The sequence below is a fragment of the Pseudomonas sp. GW821-FHT12A04 genome (genome assembly GCF_058807755.1).
In genome coordinates this window covers 528432-546449 of the sequence record NZ_JBXAQZ010000001.1, presented here as the reverse complement: position 1 = coordinate 546449, position 18018 = coordinate 528432, and the positions used below count along the sequence as shown (strand labels likewise).

The following is an 18018-nucleotide window of genomic DNA, read 5'->3' as shown; positions in this document are numbered from 1 at the left end:
TGACCGCAATCCACTGTGGGAGCGAGCTTGCTCGCGATGGCGTCCGAATGGGCTACACAGCTTTACGCCAGACACTCGCCAACCAGGGCTGCTGCTCCCGCGGCAGCCCTGTTGGCCGGTAGTAATGCTCCAGCTCCACAAACCCCGCCTCGATCAACAAATGCTGCCAGGCCGCCAGGTCGTGATACGACCCATAACGCGGCCCGTTCCAGCCTTCCTGATTCTCGCCACGGGGATTGGAACTGAACAACACCCCACCCGGTTTCAGCGCTCCCCACAACTGCTTCAACACCCGTGGTAATTCCTGACGCGGAACATGAAACAGCACCGCGTTGGCAAAGATCCCGTCGAAACGCTCGGCCGGCAGATCAAGCTTCAAAAAGTCCTGCTGCCAGACCTCGCAACCACTGTCCTCACGGGCCATCTGCGCGAGTTTTTCCGAACCGTCGAGGCCGACAGCCCTGTGCCCCATGCGGGTGAAGGTTTGCAAATCCCGACCCGGCCCGCAGCCGAAATCGAGAATGTCGAAAGGCGCCTCGCCCTGAATGTGCCGCAGCAGGGCATCGATGTTCTGGCTGACGTCGTGATCGCGGGTGCCTTCACGGAAGTCTTCGGCCACTGCGTTGTAATGGCCCAGGGTGGTGGCGGTGATCTGTTCGAGGTCGTCGGGTGTTTGCTTCATGGTCGGCTGCGCGGGCAAGTGGGATGGGTCGAATATACGCCATCATGCCGGGGGCTGCTTCGCAGCCCATCGCGAGCAAGCTCGCTCCCACAATGATTCGCGCCGTGCACAAATTTGGTCTGCACTGAGGATCAACTGTGGGAGCGAGCTTGCTCGCGATGGCGTTGGTACTGACAACAGATGGTTCAGCCCTTTTTCATCCCCAGACATTCAATGGAGTGATCAACCATTGCCTTGGCAATCTCCAGCAAATGCCAGATCGAGTACACCATCGCACGGTCGGCGCCCTTGAGTTGATCGGCACACTGATACGCCGTGACCGAAGCACAGCGCAGCAGATCGGCAACATAGAGCTGGGTGTCTTCGAAGCTCACGTCTTTGCTGACGTTGTAGAAGCGCAGTTCATCGGGCGGTGCGGGTTGCTTGCCGGTGAGGTAGAAATCGATGGCCCGATAAAGCACGGAGCGATCTCTGAGCGGGTCTTCGGTGATGGTTTCGTTGTCGGGATTTTCGGGAGGAGGATCGGGTACGGATTTTTCCATGAGTGTTGCTCCTATTGCTGCATGGGAGCCATCACTTATCGCCTACTAAACGATTGGGTGGCGGCTGTACGCAGGTTAGTAGGCCGGTCAATAGGAAAACCGGTGCACCCGAAGGTGCCCCACGCACAGCCACCATATTCTGCATGCGGCAAAATTTGCCGGACATGAGCATGGAATCGCTATGCGCCTATTGTTCCGGGCTACTAAACCCGATCACTGATGAGCAGTGACGGACCGAGACTAGCCACCGGATTTGGCAGGCGCAAGCGAGCGAAATGATCTAGGAAACTTCCTGCAAAGGAAAGGGAATAGGCCTGCGGAATGGCTGATTTCCCTGTACGAAAACTTCCCTGTCAGGGGGGGTGATCACCTGTGGCGAGGGGGCTTGCCCCCGTTGGGGTGCGAAGCGCCCCCATAACCATGCAATGAAGTATGTCAGAAACAACGAGTACGCCGGTTTTGCGACTGCTGCGCAGTCGAACGGGGGCAAGCCCCCTCGCCACAAAGGGTGTTCGCAACGTGCTTAGCGCTTGTTCAACCCCCGCGCCAACCGATCCCCACCCAGCTGAATCACCGCCACCAACGCCACCAGCAGCACAATCACCGTCAACATGATCTGGCTATCAAACCGCTGATATCCATACCGATAGGCAATGTCGCCGAGTCCACCGGCGCCAATCGCCCCGGCCATGGCCGAGGAGTTGATCATCGTCACCAGGGTGATGGTGAACCCGCCAACAATCCCCGGCAGCGCTTCCGGCAACAACACATGCCAGACGATGTGCCAGCGCCGGCAGCCCATGGCTTGCGCCGCTTCGACCAAGCCGTGGTCGACCTCGCGCAAGCTGACTTCGGCAATGCGCGCAAAGAAAGGCGTAGCGGCGATGGTCAACGGCACCACCGCGGCCCACACGCCGTAAGTGGTGCCGACGATGAGCCGGGTGAACGGAATCAAAGCGACCATCAGGATCAGGAAAGGCACCGAGCGGAACAAGTTCACGAATGCGCCCAAAGCGCGGTTCAGCGCTGGCGCTTCGTAGATGCCGCCCTTGGAACTGGTGACCAGGATCACTGCCAGCGGAATGCCCGCCAACAGCGCGATCAATGACGACACGCCGACCATCAGGAAGGTGTCGATAAAGCCCTGCAGCAGGCGATCAAACCACATAACCCAGTACCTCCACCTGTTGCGCCCAATGAGAGGCGCGCTGACACAACTCCTCGGCATCGAGGGACGAGCCGGTCACCGCCAGCAGCAGTTGCCCAAGCGCATGGCCCTGAATCCGTTCCACGCCGCCTTGCAACAATCGCACGCGGCCTCCGAGGGCGCTGAACAGTGCCGCCAGATCCGGTTCGTTGCGTTGGCTGCCGGTGAACTGCAAGCGCAGGACCACAGCGGCGTCGCAGGCACTCGATTGCGCCAACAGACGGCTTTGCAGTTCATGCGGCAATGCGTGTTGCAACGGCGCCAGCAATGTCTTGCTGACCTCATGTTGTGGATTGCCGAACACTTCCCAGACCGGGCCTTGCTCGACGATTCTCCCGTGCTCCAGCACCACCACCCGATCACAGATTTCACGGATCACCGCCATCTCGTGGGTGATCAGCACAATGGTCAGGCCCAGGCGTTGATTGATCTCGCGCAGCAGGCCGAGAATCGACTGCGTAGTCTCCGGGTCCAGTGCCGAGGTGGCTTCGTCACACAGCAGGATTTGCGGGTCATGCACCAGCGCCCGGGCAATGCCCACGCGCTGTTTCTGCCCGCCGGACAACTGCGCCGGGTAAGCCTTGTGTTTGGCCTGCAAACCCACCAGTTCCAGCAGTTCACGGACTTTGCGCTCGCGTTGTTCCTTGGGCACACCAGCGACTTTCAAAGGCAGTTCGACGTTCTGCCAAACGGTCTTGGCCGACATCAGATTGAAGTGCTGGAAGATCATGCCGATGCGCCGTCGCAGCGCCACCAGTCGGTCTTCATCGAACTCGCCGATGTCCACTTGATCGATCAGCACCCGACCGCTGCTCGGCTGTTCCAGGCGATTGATGGTGCGGATCAGCGACGACTTGCCGGCGCCGCGGCGGCCGATGATGCCGAACACTTCGCCGCGCTGGATCGCCAGGTCGATGCCGTGCAACGCGGCCACCGGTCCTTGCTGGCCGTTGTAGGTTTTACCCAGGCCGATGAAGCGTACGTGGGCATGGTTGAGTTCGGGATGCAGCTCAGTGCGCTCTGCGCTTTGCGGCTCTGGAATCTCCAGTCGCCGTTGGATGGCGGCGGTCATGCTCAGCTTTCCCAGCCGGCTTGATAGAGCTTGCCGTGGGCTTTATCCAGCGCGGCGCGCACAGCCGGTGAGTGCTGGTAGATGTCGACGAATTTGATCAGGCGCGGGTCGGTTTTGCTCTTGGGCTGGATCACGAACTGAATCACGTACTCCTTGTGATCGAGGCCGTCGAACAGCAGCGCGGAGCCCGCGTCGAAGGTTTTCGACAAGCGAATGTAGGCCGGGTAGCCCTGCACCAGATCGGCATCGTCATAGGCACGTACCAGTTGCACGGCTTCGACCTGGAGGATCTTGATGTGCTTCGGGTTGGCGATGATGTCTTCTTCGGTGGCCTTGTAGCCGACGCCGGGCTTGAGGGTGATCAGCCCTGCCTTGGCCAGCAGCTGCAAGCCACGGCCGCTGTTGATCGGATCGTTGGCGATGGCCACGCTGGCGCCTTGGGGCAGTTCGTCGAAGCTTTTGTATTTCTTCGAGTAGAGGCCGACGTTGTTGATGATCCCCGGCGCGAAAGGCACCAGGTCGAAACCCGAAGCGGCCTTGGCGTTTTCCAGGAACGGGATGTGTTGGAAGTAGTTCACGTCGATGTCGCCTGAAGCCAGGCTGACGTTCGGCGCGATCCAGTCGCTGAACTCCACCAGTTCGACCTTCAGGCCTTGTTTGCCGGCTTCTTCGACCGCTGCTTCCAGGGGGATGGCGAAGGCGGCGGTGGTGCCGATTTTCAGCGGGGCTTCGGCGGCGAAGGTCACCGAGCTGAACAGGCCGAGGGCCAGGGCCAGTGCTTTGACTGGGTGAGAGAGGTAGTGCTTTTTCATGATGAGTTATCCAGTCAGTGCATTAAGTTTGTGGTGTCTGTTCGGGCCTCTTCGCGAGCAAGCTCGCTCCCACAGTGGATCTCGGGTGTTCACACAATCCCTGTGGGAGCGAGCTTGCTCGCGATGCTTTTAGCGTCGAAACGCAGAGCCGGTATGTTGCTCAGGTAGATGCGCCTCCCGCTGAAACAGCTTTTCGCGCAAGGTCCCGTCGTCGTACGCGGTCTTGTAAGAGCCCCGCCGTTGCAACTCGGGGATCACCAGCTCGATGAAGTCCTCATAGCTTTCCGGCGTGACGATGCGGGTCAGGTTGAAGCCATCCAGCCCGGTCTCGGCGATCCACGATTCCAGTTCATCCGCCACTTGCTGCGGTGAACCGACCACGGTGATGTAGCGACCGCCGAGGGCGTGTTGTTCGAGTAATTTGCGTCGGGTCCAGTCGTTGTTTTGCAGATGCTTGGTGGCAGACTGGATGGCGTTGCTTTTCACGTACTGGATTGGCTCGTCGATTTCGTACTGAGAAAAATCGATCCCGGTGGACGCCGAGAAGTGCGCCACGCCGGCCTCGGCACTGGCGTAGCTCAGGTACTCGGCGTGCTTGGCCCAGGCCAGCTCCTCGGTGGCGCCAACGATCACGTTCAGGCCCATGAACACCTTGATGTCCTCGGGATTGCGCCCGGCTTCGACGGCGCTGGCGCGCACCTTGTCCACCTGCGCCTTGGTCGATGCCTTGGTCTGGCCACTGATGAACACGCACTCGGCATGTCGCCCGGCAAACAATAAGCCACGATCCGAGCTGCCGGCCTGGAACAGCACCGGCGTGCGCTGGGGCGAGGGTTCACACAGGTGATAACCCTCGACCTGATAGAACTCGCCCTTGTGCTCGACCTTGTGCACTTTGTCCGGCTGCGCGTAGATCCGTTGCCGTGGATCGTTGAGCACCGCGCCGTTTTCCCAACTGCCTTCCAGGAGTTTGTAAAGCACCTCCAGGTACTCGTCGGCCTGGTCATAACGACGGTCATGCTCGACCTGTTCGCTCAGGCCCATGGCCTTGGCGGCGCTGTCGAGATAGCCGGTGACGATGTTCCAGCCGACCCGCCCACGGCTCAGGTGATCCAGGGTCGACAGGCGGCGGGCGAACAGATACGGCGCTTCGTAGGTGAGGTTGGCGGTCAGGCCGAAACCGAGGTTTTTCGTTACCGCCGCCATGGCCGAGACCAGCAGCAGCGGGTCGTTGACCGGCAACTGGATCGACTCTTTCAACGGCACGTCCACCGAGTTCTGGTAGACGTCGTAGACCCCGACGATGTCGGCGATGAACAGGCCGTCGAACAGCCCGCGCTCCAGCAGCTGCGCCAGTTCGGTCCAGTACTCGAGGGTGTTGTAGCAGGTTGATGTGTCGCGCGGGTGCGTCCACAAACCGTGGTTGATGTGCCCGATGCAGTTCATGTTGAACGCGTTGAGCAGGATCTTCTTTTTCGCGGCGGTCATCAAATGGTCCCCCGCAGTGGCGGGTTTTCATCGTTGAGGTAGTAATTGCCGACAGCGTGGTACTTCCAGCGCACCGGATCGTGCAGGGTGTGCACCCGGGCGTTGCGCCAGTGGCGATCCAGGCTGTGCTCAATCAGGGTCGCCTGGCTGCCGGCCAGTTCGAACAGTGTGCTGCCGGCGGCCAGGGAGATTTCGGTGCTGAGGGCGCGGGCTTCGGCGACGGCAATCGAGGCGGCCGCGACGGTCTCGGCCTGCGTGTCGGCCTGGGCCTTGTCGAGCAATTCACCGGCACGTTCCAGCAGCGCCTCGGCGGCGTGCAGGCGAATGCTCAGGTGGCCGAAGCTCTTGAGGGTCAGCGGATCGTCCGTGGCTTTTTCGTGGGTGGCGTCGATCCAGGGCCGGGTTTTCGTGCGCACGAAATGCAGCGCATCTTCATACGCGGCGCGGGCGATGCCGGTGTCGATGGCGGCATGGAGAATCTGCGCCAGCGGGCCGACCGGAGTCGGGCGCTCGAAAGCGCTTTGAAAGGGGATCACATCTTCGGCTGCGACGTAGACATCTTCGAACACCACCGAACCGCTGCCGGTGGTGCGCTGGCCAAAGCCGCTCCAGTCGTCGATCACGCTCAGGCCCTTGCTGTTGCGTGGGACGAACGCCAGTTGCTGCACGCCGTTTTCATCCACCACCGAGGTGGGAATGCGCTGGGCGTAGATCGCGCCCGTGGCGTAGAACTTGCGACCATTGATGCGATAGCCGCTGGCGTCGCGAGTCAGGCTCGTGACGCGATCGTGTGCGGTTTTAGTGCCGAGTTCGGCCAACGCATTGCCGAAGCGTTGACCGGCCAAAACTTCGGCGTACAGGCGTTGCTTCTGCTCGTGGCTGCCGTTCACCCGTAGTACTTCGAGGGCATAGAAATGGTTCTGCGGGATCTGCCCCAGGGAGCCGTCGGCCCGGGCGATCAAGGCGATGACCTTGGCCAGGGTGACGTTGGAAACGCCGGCGCCGCCATACTCTTTCGGCACGCTGATGCCCCACAGGCCCGATCGGGAAAACACTTCCAGTTCCGGGTGTGGCAAGCGGCGTAAACGGTCGCGTGTGGCGCTGTCGCGTTTGAAGTCTTCGGCGAGGTCGCTGGCGACGATCAGAGCTTGTTCATCGCTGGCGATGACCGCGACGTGGTGAGAACTTGTCATATGTTTCTCCAGATGTCTGGTCGTCAGATCCAGGAATGGCGATTAGGCAGCGTGCCGTTGAGGCGATAGGCGCCGACCGCGTGATACTTCCAGCGCACCGGGTCGTGCAGGGTGTGCACCCGGGCGTTGCGCCAGTGGCGGTCGAGGTTGAATTCGGCGAGGGTCGCGCGGCTGCCGGCCAGTTCGAGCAGCTTTTCGCTGGCCAGCAACGAAATCTCGGTGGTCAGCACTTTGGCTTCGGCCACGGCAATCGAGGCGCGGGCGGCGGAATCGGCGGTGAGTGGTGCGGCGCTGACGTCATCGAGCACTTGCCCGGCCTTGCGCAGCAGCGCTTCGGCGGCGTGCAGTTCGATTTTCAACCTGCCGATATCGGCGATCACGTACAGGTCATCGCTGGCCCGCTCGACCTTGGCGTCGATCCATGGCCGGGCGCGGGTTTTCACGAAGTCGATAGCGTCGTCGATGGCGCCTCGGGCGATACCGGCGTCGATGGCCGCTTGAATCAGCTGCGAGACGGCACCCTGGATGTTCGGCGTGTCATTGATCCGCCAGTTATCCACCACCAGTTCGGGATCGGCCTGCACGTTGTTGAGCAAAATCGTGCCGCTGGCGGTGGTGCGCTGACCAAAACCGGACCAGTCATCGACAATGCGCAATCCCGGTGTGCCACGACGGATGAACGCCAGCACTTGCTTGCCATCGTCGTTCAACGCTTTGACCGCGACCCAGTGCGCGAACAGTGCGCCGGTGGAATAGAACTTCTGGCCATTGAGGACGCCGTCAGCGGTGATGCGCGCCTTCAGTTCCAGGGTGTTTTTGGTGCCGCGTTCCGGCCCGGCATTGCCGATGCGCCAGCCTTCCAGGACGCTTTTGAACAGTTGTTGTTTCTGCGCTTCGGTGGCGCTGCCGAGCACCAGATTAAGAATGCCGAACTGGTTTTGCGGGATCTGCCCAAGCGCCGGGTCGGCGGCGGAAATGATCGCGAAGACCTCGGCCAGGGTGACGAACGAAACCTGCGGGCCACCGTACTCGCGGGGGATGGAAATACTGCCCAGGCCGCTGCGGGTGAACTGCTCGATTTCCGACCATGGGAGCTTGCGCTGCTGGTCTCGTTTGGCTGCTTGCTGGCGGGCGACTTGCGCCAGTTCGTGGGCCGCCTTGATGGCTTGAGCGTCGTTGCGCAAGATTTGTGCGGGCAACAACAGCGGGGCGATGTCCAGGTCACTCTGGACGATTGCATCTGCCAGACTGGACATCAGTGCCGCTCCTTGGCTGCACGCAATGCCCTGGCGATCTGCACTGGGGTGATTGTGTTCCGGACCATACCTACCTCACATCTTATGGAAGCGCCGCTTGTGGCGGCGCATGAAAACAAGGATGTCCGGTGGTCCGGTGTATATACCCTAAACGCGTATAAATATTTTATGAACTAACTTTTAGGAATATGTATAGAAGGGTGTTCCCATGGGCGAACGCAATCCCTGTGGCGAGGGGGCTTGCCCCCGTTCGACTGCGCAGCAGTCGCAAAACCTTTCTCCACGATTTATTTGAATGGACTCAATTGCAGGGTTTTGGGGGCGCTTCGCACCCCAACGGGGGCAAGCCCCCTCGCCACAGAAGCGGTATTCATTGCTTGCGGGGTTCGGCGGCCTTGAGCACTTTTTTCGGGGGGACTTTCAGATAAGGATTGGCGCAACCGATTTTCAGCGTACGGGCTGGCGCCCAGCGGGAGTTGTTTCCCACCCGGTCGAGAATGCAGTACGTCACTTCCAGCCGCAGGTCTTCACCGGCTTCGAGGATGATGGCCGGCGGTATCCAGACCTGAATCGGCTGACCCACATCGATGGCCTTGAGCCGTGGCAGATCCATGCGCACATCGCCCCAGCGCAGGGTGATTTCGTCGTCGACGGCCATGTTCAGATACGGCTCGATGGTCAAGGGAACACCGCGCTTGACCTGGCTCGGATTGACCCCTTGACGGCGAATCGCCTCGGGAATGCTCACCGGTGCCAGGCACTGGTTTTCATCGCCGCACAGTGCGGAGGGTTGGCCGCCTGGGCAGTCGAGTTTGATCTGCACGTTTCGGCTGGCCGAAATCACCGGGTCTCGACCCACCTGCATGACCCGGTAGTGAATGCGCGAGGTCCCGTTGGCGACAAAACTTTCAGGCACCCGCAGCTGCACCGGTTGGCCGACATCGCTGGCCGTCAGCACGCGGGAGGCCACGTAGCAGTTGTCCCAGAACAGTTCGATCAGGTCGCCTTCGTCCATGGCGGGGTAGGGCGCCACATCGATCAGCAGGTGCGCCGCGCAAGTGACGTTGATGCCGGTCTTGTTGGATTGCGCCAAGGTCGGGGCCACAAGCGCGGATTTGTTCGAGGTGCTTTTCATGAAGTCTCCTTGAAGTCTTGCAGCGAAGTCCGTTTCTGGGAATTCAAAAACTAAATATCGAACAGCAAAACCATTCATTACTTTTAATTGAAATAATGAGTTTTGGCGTGAAGAGTGATGTTGATCGGAGACTAGATAAGAGTCAGGGGGAGCAAGTGTCAATAAGATTTATTAGTTGTGGGTGATGCGCGATGTTATTCAGAAAGTTCCTACGGTGCAAAGTAAGTAAACCATGCCGCTGCGTCGAATTTGTCCGCTGAAAGTGGCTGAAGTCGGGCGGCTCGGCGGGCGTTGCTGGCCAGGTGCTGCGAAGGGAACATGCTGGAGATAGGGGGGGTTAATTGTTGCGATGCATATATATGTACCGCGCGCGCGTACAAGATATGTATATAGAATAGATGGGTTTAGTTTGGTATTGATGAGGTATTTTTTTCAGGGGTGTCACTTCCGTCCATGGAAGATGACCATTGTTGAGCAGGGTTGTTAGTTGTGGGTGTTATTCAGGAACTTGCTGAGAAACTGTTTTGTCCGCTCCTCTTTCGGGTTGGCAAACAATGCCTTCGCTTCGCCTTGCTCGACGATCACACCCTTGTCGAAAAACACCACACGGTTGGCCACGTCCCGGGCAAAGCCCATTTCGTGGGTAACGATCACCATGGTGCGCTTCTCTTCGGCCAGGCCGCGGATGGTCGCCAATACCTCGCCCACCAGCTCCGGGTCGAGGGCCGAGGTCGGCTCATCGAACAGGATCACTTCCGGCTCCATCGCCAGCGCCCGGGCAATCGCCACGCGCTGTTGCTGGCCACCGGAGAGGCGACGCGGGTAAGCGTCCTCCTTGCCCGCCAGGCCGACCTTGGCCAAGAGCTTCTTACCCAGGGCAACGGCGTCGGCATGTGGGGTCTTCTTGACCACGATCGGGCCTTCGATGACGTTTTCCAGGGCGGTGCGATGGGGGAACAGGTTGAAGTTCTGGAACACGAAACCTACGTGCTGGCGCAAACGCCGCACCAGGCTCTGCTGCTGGTTCAGGGGACGGCTGGTATCGACCTCGATATCGCCGACCTTGATCCGGCCGCTGGTGGGTTCTTCCAGAAAATTCAGGCAGCGCAGGAAGGTGGTCTTGCCCGAACCGCTAGGGCCGATGATCGCGACCACCTCGCCTTCCTTGACCTCAAGATCGATGCCGTTGAGCACGATTTGACCCTTGAACTGCTTTGTCAGTTTTTCCACGACAATCATCGGGTCAGGACTCCTGGTCGTGCCGATTGACCCGCGCTTCCAACTGGTTCTGCAGGTGCGACAGCACCGTGGCCAGGACCCAGTAGATCAGTGCGGCGGCAAGATACATGGTGAAGATTTCGAAGGTGCGGGCGGTGATCAGCTGCGCCTGACGGAACAGTTCCGGCACCTGGATGGTCGCGGCCAGCGCGGTGTCCTTGACCAGCGAAATGAAGCTGTTGCCCAGCGGCGGCAATGCGGTGCGCATCGCCTGCGGCAGGATGGCCCGGCGCAGGGTCTGCGCGCGGGTCATGCCGATACTGGCAGCCGCTTCCCACTGGCCGCGCTCGATGGAGCTGATTGCGGCACGCAGGATTTCACAGGCGTAGGCGGCCATGTTCAGCGAGAAGCCGATCAGGGCCGCTGGCAGCGGATCCAGTTCCAGACCCAATTGCGGCAAGCCGTAATAGATCACGAACAGTTGCACCAGCAACGGCGTGCCGCGAAAGAACGACACGTAGATGCGGGCGATCCAGCTCACCAGTTTGAAGCGCGACAGGCGCATCAGCGCCAGACCGAACCCCATCACCAGGCCGAAAAACATCCCGCCCAGGCTGAGGATGACCGTGTAATACGCGCCCTTGAGCAGAAAGGGCGCGGAGTCCAGTGCGAGTTGAAAAGCTTCTTCCATTATTGAGTGACGTCAGCGCTGAAGTATTTTTCCGAAAGCTTTTTCAGCGTACCGTCGGCGCGCAGCTTGTCGATGGCTTTGTTCACAGCTGCCAGCAGCTCAGGCTCGCCTTTGCGCAGGGCAATACCGGCTTCCTGACGGGAGAACGCATCACCGGCGGCGGTGGTGTCCTTGGCTTTCTTGGCGTATTCGAGCGCGGCCAGGCGGTCGATCAGAATGGCGTCGATGCGGCCGACACGCAGGTCCTGGAACTTGGTTGGATCATCTTCGTAGGTGCGGACGTCAGCCTTAGGCACATTTTCTTTCACCCACTGCTCGTAGTTGGTGCCCAGGCCTACGCCGACTTTCTTGCCAGACAGGTCGGCGGCGGACTTGATGTTCAGCTCGGCGGCCTTCTTCGTCAGCACCAGCGCCTGAATACCGGAAACGGTGTACGGCTCGGAGAAGTCATACTTCTTCTTGCGCTCTTCGGAGATGGTCACCTGGTTGATCACTGCGTCCAGACGCTTGGATTCCAGGGCCGCGAGGATGCCGTCCCATTTGGTCGGTTGCAGCTTGACCTTCACGCCCAGCTCTTTGGCCAGGGCTTCGGAGAACTCGACTTCGAAGCCGGCCAGTTTGCCGTCGGCGTCGACGAAACTGAACGGTGGGTAGGTGCCTTCCAGGCCGACGTTGATCACGCCTTTGTCCTTGATTTGTTGCAGTTGCTCACCGGCAACCGCCTGGCCAATCAGGCCGGCGCTCAGTGCCAGGCCCAGCGAACCCACCAGCAGATTGCGACGTAGTGCGGAAAAATTCATGACAAGCCCCTGTGTTTTCTTATGGAAGACGCTTTTGCGAAAATTTGGCGAAATCGGGAATTAAGCGACAGCGCTATCCTGCCTTAAAGCAGCGTATGCGTCTCTCGGGAAATTCGCCTGTAGCATGACTATATGATGGCGTTTTTAGATTGGAAAATAATAATTAATCTTCTGGTTATTCCATTTTGGAATGGATTTCGTTTTTACTGTAGGAGCGTGCTTGCACGCGATGGACGTCAACGATAACGCTGGCAACCTGACACCCCGCGGTGCCCTGTCGTCCATCGCGAGCAAGCTCGCTCCTACAGGAAATCCTTGTAGGCAAACAGCGCCGGTGCCCCGCCGGTGTGCAGGAAGATAATCGGCCCCTCGTTGAAACGCTGACGGCCGATCCCGTCCAGCAAGCCCGCCATGGCCTTGCCAGTGTAGACCGGGTCCAGCAGCAAGCCTTCCTGACTCGCCAGCAGTTTCACCGCTGCCAGTGTGCCGGCATTCGGCTCGCCATAACGCGGGGCGAAATACTCATCCCACAACTCGACCTTGAAAGCCTCCGGCAGGCTGACGCCCAGCAACTCGGCGGTGCGTTCGGCCAGACCTTGAACCTTTGGTCGCTGATCTTCATCGCTGCGCGAAACCGTCACGCCAATCACTGGCAGATCCGGCAGCGCTTCACTCAAGGCCAGTGCCAGGCCGCTGTGGGTACCGGCGCTGCCCGAGGCCAGGACCACGGCGGCGAAGGTCAGGCCGGTGTCCTTGATCTGCTCGGCCAGTTCCAGCCCGGCGCGCACGTAACCCAGGGCGCCCAAGGCATTGGAACCACCGATCGGCACCAGGTACGGCTTCTTGCCGTTGCTGCACAGTCGGTTGGCCAGGGCTTGCAGTTGCTCGTCGGCGTTGTCGAGGTTTTCCACCAATTCGACCTTGGCATCGAACAGGTCGAGCAGCAGGCGGTTGCCGTTGCCGGTGTAATTGCTGTCGTCAGTGCCCAGAGGATTTTCCAGAAGGGCTACGCAGCCCAGCCCCAACTTTGCGGCAATGGCGGCGGTCTGGCGCACGTGGTTCGATTGCAGCGCGCCCGCCGTGATCAAGGTGTCGGCACCCTGGGCCAAGGCATCGGCGGCCAGGTATTCGAGTTTGCGCAGCTTGTTGCCGCCCATCGCCAGCGGCGTCAGGTCATCGCGCTTGACGTACAGGTCGCGGCCCAGCCAGGTCGACAGGCGTTCGAGTTTTTCCAGGGCGGTGGGCTGACCGAGCAGGTCGAGGCGGTTAAAGCGGGCGAGCTGTTGTTTGATCATGAGTCCGTACTGGCGGTTGAAGATCTCAGGACTATAGGCACGCCCAAAAGCCGGGGCAACCGTCAATCGCTTATAGCCAATCGAACTGAGCACAGCACTATTGGTTCTTAATTTGCCTTGCGACCCTTGCCGTAAAGTAATCGCCGTCAGTGCGGCCAGACAGTCCGGCCGCCCGTGAGGAGTTTTTACCGTGAGTGAGCGTTCCAGCCATTGGCAATTGCAGACCATCGTCAGCCAGCTGCGCACGGCACGTGAACAGTGGCGTGCACAAAACGGCCGGGCCAGCGGCGAGCAGGGCGGTCGCGAATTGCCGTCCCGCGCAGCCATGGCGGAGATTCTCGAAGCGCTGTGCGGTGCGTTGTTCCCGATGCGCCTGGGGCCGGTTGACCTGCGCGAAGAGAGCGAAGATTTCTACGTCGGCCACACCCTCGATGTGGCGCTGAATGCGCTGTTGGCCCAAGCGCGGCTCGAATTGCGCTACGCCGCGCGCCACAGTGCCCAGGCCGAGACTGAAGTCGAAGCCAAAACCATCCAGATCATTCAGGACTTCGCCCTCGCGTTGCCAGGGTTGCGCAGCCTGTTGGACACTGACGTGTTGGCTGCCTATCACGGTGACCCGGCGGCGCGCAGTGTCGATGAAGTGCTGTTGTGCTACCCGGGGATTCTGGCGGTGATTCACCATCGTCTGGCCCACCATTTGTATCGCGCCGGGTTGCCGCTGTTGGCGCGGATCAGCGCGGAAATCGCTCACTCGGCCACCGGCATCGACATTCACCCTGGAGCGCAGATCGGCCGCAGTTTCTTCATCGACCACGGGACGGGTGTGGTGATTGGCGAAACCGCGATCATCGGCGAGCGCGTGCGGATCTATCAGGCGGTGACTTTGGGCGCCAAGCGCTTCCCGGCGGACGAAGACGGTCAGTTGCAGAAAGGCCAGCCACGACACCCGATAGTCGAGGATGACGTGGTGATTTATGCCGGGGCGACGATTCTGGGGCGGATCACCATCGGCCAGGGTTCGACCATTGGCGGCAACGTCTGGCTGACCCGCAGCGTGCCGGCGGGCAGCAACCTGACCCAGGCAAATCTGCAGCATGATGATGGGGCGCAGAAGTAGGCCTCTAAATCTCCACTGATTTCTCAGGCCTCATCGCGAGCAAGCTCGCTCCCACAGGGGGACGCGGTCAACTGTGGGAGCGAGCGTGCTCGCGATTGGATTTCAAGCCGAATCGAGCCAGTGGCCCTGATCTGATCCTGCGCCGAACCCTCCCTTGAGCTAGCGTAATACCAGTACCGCCGAGCCCTGCGATTAGTCCTTAGCCCCCTATCCATGTTTAACTTGAACGTTCATTCAAGTTAAACCGGCGGTTCGCTGCCCGCTCACAACAGGAGGCTTGCCTTTGCTGAGTCCGATTTCTACAGCCACGTTTTACCCCTTCGAGGTGCACCGAACATGAGTGCATCGTCCATCCCTCCAAGCGGCCTGATCCGCATGAATCCGCCGGTGTTCTGGTTCTCGGCAAGCTTTATTCTGTTGTTTGGTGTCGTTGTCATCGCCATGCCTGAGCAGGCCGGTGCCTGGTTGCTGGCGGCGCAAAACTGGGCGGCCAACACGGTTGGCTGGTATTACCTGCTGGCGATGACCCTGTATCTGGTCTTCGTGGTGGTCACCGCCTTGTCCGGCTACGGCAAGATCAAGCTCGGTGCCGACCACGACGAACCCGAATTCAGTTATTTGTCCTGGGCCGGCATGCTGTTCGCCGCCGGGATCAGCATCACCCTGTTTTTCTTCTGTGTGTCCGAGCCGCTGACCCACATGCTGCAACCGCCCCAGGGTGAGGCCGGTACGGCAGATGCTGCGCGCCAGGCGATGCAGATTCTGTTTCTGCACTGGGGCCTGCATGGCTGGGGCGTGTTCGCCTTTGTCGGCATGGCGCTGGCCTACTTTGCCTACCGGCATAACCTGCCACTGGCCCTGCGCTCGGCGCTGTATCCGCTGATCGGCAAGCGCATCAATGGCCCCATCGGCTACGCGGTGGATGGCTTCGGCATCATCGCCACGGTGTTCGGCCTCGGTGCCGATATGGGCTTCGGTGTGTTGCACCTCAACTCGGGCCTGGACTACCTGTTCGGCATCGCCCACACCCAATGGGTTCAGGTCGGCCTGATCACCTTGATGATGGGCGCTGCGATCATCGTTGCCGTGTCCGGCGTCGACAAGGGTGTGCGAGTCATGTCCGACATCAACATGCTGCTGGCCTGTGCGCTGCTGCTGTTCGTGCTGTTCGCCGGCCCCACGCAGCACCTGCTCAACACCCTGATCCAGAACCTTGGCGATTACCTCGGCGCCTTGCCGATGAAGAGTTTCGACCTCTACGCCTACGACAAACCCAGCGACTGGCTGGGCGGCTGGACAGTGTTCTACTGGGCCTGGTGGATAGCATGGTCACCGTTCGTGGGCCTGTTCATCGCTCGGATTTCCCGTGGTCGCACCATCCGCGAGTTCGTCTTCGGCGTGCTGCTGATTCCGCTCGGCTTCACCCTGGCGTGGATGTCGATCTTCGGCAACAGCGCCATCGATCAAGTGCTCAACCACGGCATGAGCGCGCTCGGCATGTCGGCCATCGACAATCCGTCGATGACGCTCTACCTGTTGCTGGAAACCTACCCGTGGAGCAAAACCGTCATTGCGGTCACGGTGTTCATCAGCTTCGTGTTCTTCGTCACCTCCGCCGACTCCGGCACCGTGGTGCTGTCGACGCTGTCCGCCAAGGGCGGCAATCCTGATGAAGACGGGCCGAAATGGCTGCGGGTTTTCTGGGGCGCGATGACCGCATTGGTGACCAGCGCGCTGCTGTTTTCTGGCAGTATCGATGCGTTGAAGTCGGCGGTGGTCCTGACCTCGTTGCCGTTCTCGCTGATCTTGCTGTTGATGATGTGGGGGCTGCACAAGGCGTTTTATCTGGAATCGCAGAAGCAGATTGCGCAGATGCATTCCTTGGCACCGGTGTCCGGTTCACGGCGGGGCGGTTGGCGCCAGCGCCTGAGTCAGGCGGTGCATTTCCCGTCGCGGGATGAGGTCTACCGTTTCCTCGATACGACGGTGCGTCCGGCGATTGAAGAAGTGTCTGCCGTGTTCACCGAAAAGGGTTTGCACGTAGCGACACACCCGGACCCGGCCAATGACAGCGTCAGCCTGGAAATCGGCCATGGCGACCAGCATCCGTTCGTTTATCAGGTGCAGATGCGCGGCTATTTCACGCCATCGTTTGCCCGTGGCGGCATGGGTTCCAAGCAACTCAACAATCGCCGCTACTACCGGGCCGAAGTGCATTTGAGCGAGGGCAGTCAGGATTACGATCTGGTGGGCTACTCCAAGGAACAGATCATCAACGACATCCTCGACCAGTACGAACGGCACATGCAGTTCCTGCATCTGGTGCGTTGATCAAGGCCTTCACGTTTCGGTGGTCAACACCATGAACAACACCAGCGCCGCCACCGGGACACCGAACACGGCGCTACCGACCACCAGTTCGCTGCTCAATGGCTGGCCGGCATGCACTATGCCGACTGCGCCATTGATCAGCGTCAGCGCCAGCCACAGCAGGATAAAACCGTAGGCCAGGGTCTGGCGGGTGAAGCCGACTTTCTCGCCGATGTAGAGCATCAGCGCCAGGAGAATCAGGCCGAAGGTGATGATGATGGTGGTGTGCATGAACTGTCCCGCCCTTCAGATGTGCATTGCTTTGGAGGCAGCCATCGCGAGCAAGCTCGCTCCCACATTGATCTTGGTTGCTCACAAAATTTGTGCTCAAAGGAGATCCCCTGTGGGAGCGAGCTTGCTCGCGATTGGGGACGCTGCGGTCTCAGTGTGAACTCAGTTAAACCAACCCGCCATTCACCCGCAAAATCTGCCCATTGACCCAACCCGAATCCGGCCCCGCCAGAAACGACACGACACGGGAAATGTCCTCCGGCTGCCCCAGACGCTCCAGCGGCGCCATTTTGGCGAAGGTCTGGATCTGTTCTTCGCTCTTGCCATGCAGGAACAAGTCGGTGGCCACGGGCCCAGGGGCCACGGCGTTGACGGTGATGTTGCGGCCGCGCATCTCTTTGGCGAACACTCGAGTCAGAGATTCCACTGCCGCTTTGCTGGCGATGTACACCGCGTAGCCCGGCAGGTTCATGCCGACGGTGCTGCTGGAGAAGTTGATGATCCGGCCACCGCTGTTCAGGCGGGTCGCCGCTTCACGCAGGGTATTGAAGGTACCGCGAGCGTGGATGTTGAAGTTCTGCTCGAACAGTTCGTCGCTGTGTTGCGCCAGCGGCAGCACTTTGAGGATGCCGGCGTTGTTCACCAACACATCGACCTTGCCGAACTGGGTTTCAACCTCGTCGAACATCCGGCGTACGTCGTCGGCGTTGGCTACATCGGCCTTGATCGCCAGGGCCTGGCAACCGGCCTGACGCAGCTCCACCACCAGTTTCGACGCTTCGGTGGCGCTGCTGGCGTAGTTGATGGCAACGGCGAAACCTTCGCTGGCCAGTTGTTTGGCGATGACCGCGCCAATGCCGCGGGAGGCGCCGGTCACGATGGCAACTTTCGGAGTCTGATGAGCCATGT

General features: G+C 60.2%; 17 protein-coding genes. 2 read left to right on the top strand and 15 right to left on the bottom strand.

Annotated features, from left to right (window positions below):
* Nucleotides 1–52 precede the first annotated feature (52 nt).
* The 13 genes from AC1RS8_RS02345 to AC1RS8_RS02285 all read right to left on the bottom strand — a co-directional run bounded on the left by AC1RS8_RS02345 (nucleotide 53) and on the right by AC1RS8_RS02285 (nucleotide 13391).
* A complete protein-coding gene (locus AC1RS8_RS02345; RefSeq protein ID WP_090452475.1) occupies nucleotides 53–682 on the bottom strand; it encodes a class I SAM-dependent methyltransferase in 630 nt (209 codons plus the stop codon).
* A 185-nt stretch (nucleotides 683–867) separates the two neighbouring features.
* Nucleotides 868–1224, bottom strand: coding sequence for a DUF6124 family protein (locus AC1RS8_RS02340; RefSeq protein WP_493162290.1), 357 nt, complete (start codon nucleotides 1222–1224; stop codon nucleotides 868–870).
* Nucleotides 1225–1747: 523 nt separating this feature from the next.
* The gene (locus tag AC1RS8_RS02335; RefSeq protein WP_057712488.1) at nucleotides 1748–2392 is read right to left on the bottom strand and encodes a methionine ABC transporter permease; all 645 of its coding nucleotides are present in this window, start codon (nucleotides 2390–2392) and stop codon (nucleotides 1748–1750) included.
* Nucleotides 2382–3503, bottom strand: coding sequence for a methionine ABC transporter ATP-binding protein (locus AC1RS8_RS02330; RefSeq protein WP_489339543.1), 1122 nt, complete (start codon nucleotides 3501–3503; stop codon nucleotides 2382–2384). The genes AC1RS8_RS02335 and AC1RS8_RS02330 overlap by 11 nt, the downstream gene beginning before the upstream one ends.
* 2 nt (nucleotides 3504–3505) lie before the next feature.
* Nucleotides 3506–4315 carry a MetQ/NlpA family ABC transporter substrate-binding protein gene (locus AC1RS8_RS02325; protein WP_493162287.1) on the bottom strand — a complete coding sequence of 270 codons (810 nt, stop codon included), beginning with the start codon at nucleotides 4313–4315 and terminating at the stop codon, nucleotides 3506–3508.
* A gap of 129 nt (nucleotides 4316–4444) precedes the next feature.
* Nucleotides 4445–5803: an LLM class flavin-dependent oxidoreductase gene (locus tag AC1RS8_RS02320; RefSeq protein ID WP_489339545.1), complete on the bottom strand. Its 1359-nt coding sequence runs from the start codon at nucleotides 5801–5803 to the stop codon at nucleotides 4445–4447.
* Nucleotides 5803–6996, bottom strand: a complete 1194-nt coding sequence (locus tag AC1RS8_RS02315; RefSeq protein ID WP_489339547.1) for an SfnB family sulfur acquisition oxidoreductase — start codon at nucleotides 6994–6996, stop codon at nucleotides 5803–5805. The genes AC1RS8_RS02320 and AC1RS8_RS02315 overlap by 1 nt, the downstream gene beginning before the upstream one ends.
* 23 nt (nucleotides 6997–7019) lie before the next feature.
* Nucleotides 7020–8252: an SfnB family sulfur acquisition oxidoreductase gene (locus AC1RS8_RS02310; RefSeq protein WP_489339548.1), complete on the bottom strand. Its 1233-nt coding sequence runs from the start codon at nucleotides 8250–8252 to the stop codon at nucleotides 7020–7022.
* A gap of 370 nt (nucleotides 8253–8622) precedes the next feature.
* Nucleotides 8623–9387, bottom strand: coding sequence for a hypothetical protein (locus tag AC1RS8_RS02305; RefSeq protein WP_493162284.1), 765 nt, complete (start codon nucleotides 9385–9387; stop codon nucleotides 8623–8625).
* Nucleotides 9388–9870: 483 nt separating this feature from the next.
* On the bottom strand, nucleotides 9871–10626 hold the full coding sequence (gene tcyN / locus AC1RS8_RS02300; RefSeq protein WP_489339551.1) for an L-cystine ABC transporter ATP-binding protein TcyN: 756 nt from the start codon (nucleotides 10624–10626) through the stop codon (nucleotides 9871–9873).
* Nucleotides 10627–10630: 4 nt separating this feature from the next.
* Nucleotides 10631–11296 (bottom strand): cystine ABC transporter permease, encoded by a 666-nt coding sequence (tcyL, locus tag AC1RS8_RS02295; RefSeq protein WP_007983131.1) that lies wholly within the window; start codon nucleotides 11294–11296, stop codon nucleotides 10631–10633.
* Nucleotides 11296–12096 carry a cystine ABC transporter substrate-binding protein gene (gene tcyJ, locus AC1RS8_RS02290; RefSeq protein WP_090452489.1) on the bottom strand — a complete coding sequence of 267 codons (801 nt, stop codon included), beginning with the start codon at nucleotides 12094–12096 and terminating at the stop codon, nucleotides 11296–11298. Before tcyJ ends, tcyL begins: the two co-directional genes overlap by 1 nt.
* 302 nt (nucleotides 12097–12398) lie before the next feature.
* Nucleotides 12399–13391 carry a D-cysteine desulfhydrase gene (locus AC1RS8_RS02285; RefSeq protein ID WP_489339552.1) on the bottom strand — a complete coding sequence of 331 codons (993 nt, stop codon included), beginning with the start codon at nucleotides 13389–13391 and terminating at the stop codon, nucleotides 12399–12401.
* 190 nt (nucleotides 13392–13581) lie between these two features.
* Between AC1RS8_RS02285 and epsC the strand changes: the two genes are divergently transcribed.
* Nucleotides 13582–14508 carry a serine O-acetyltransferase EpsC gene (gene epsC, locus AC1RS8_RS02280; RefSeq protein ID WP_090452493.1) on the top strand — a complete coding sequence of 309 codons (927 nt, stop codon included), beginning with the start codon at nucleotides 13582–13584 and terminating at the stop codon, nucleotides 14506–14508.
* A 375-nt stretch (nucleotides 14509–14883) separates the two neighbouring features.
* The gene (gene betT, locus AC1RS8_RS02275) at nucleotides 14884–16839 is read left to right on the top strand and encodes a choline transporter BetT (RefSeq protein WP_191626061.1); all 1956 of its coding nucleotides are present in this window, start codon (nucleotides 14884–14886) and stop codon (nucleotides 16837–16839) included.
* A 9-nt stretch (nucleotides 16840–16848) separates the two neighbouring features.
* Here betT and AC1RS8_RS02270 read toward each other — a convergent pair whose 3' ends face one another.
* Both AC1RS8_RS02270 and AC1RS8_RS02265 read right to left on the bottom strand, forming a co-directional pair.
* On the bottom strand, nucleotides 16849–17109 hold the full coding sequence (locus AC1RS8_RS02270; protein WP_150812047.1) for a hypothetical protein: 261 nt from the start codon (nucleotides 17107–17109) through the stop codon (nucleotides 16849–16851).
* Between the two features lie 166 nt (nucleotides 17110–17275).
* The gene (locus AC1RS8_RS02265; protein ID WP_489339553.1) at nucleotides 17276–18016 is read right to left on the bottom strand and encodes an SDR family oxidoreductase; all 741 of its coding nucleotides are present in this window, start codon (nucleotides 18014–18016) and stop codon (nucleotides 17276–17278) included.
* Between the last annotated feature and the right edge of the window lie 2 nt (nucleotides 18017–18018).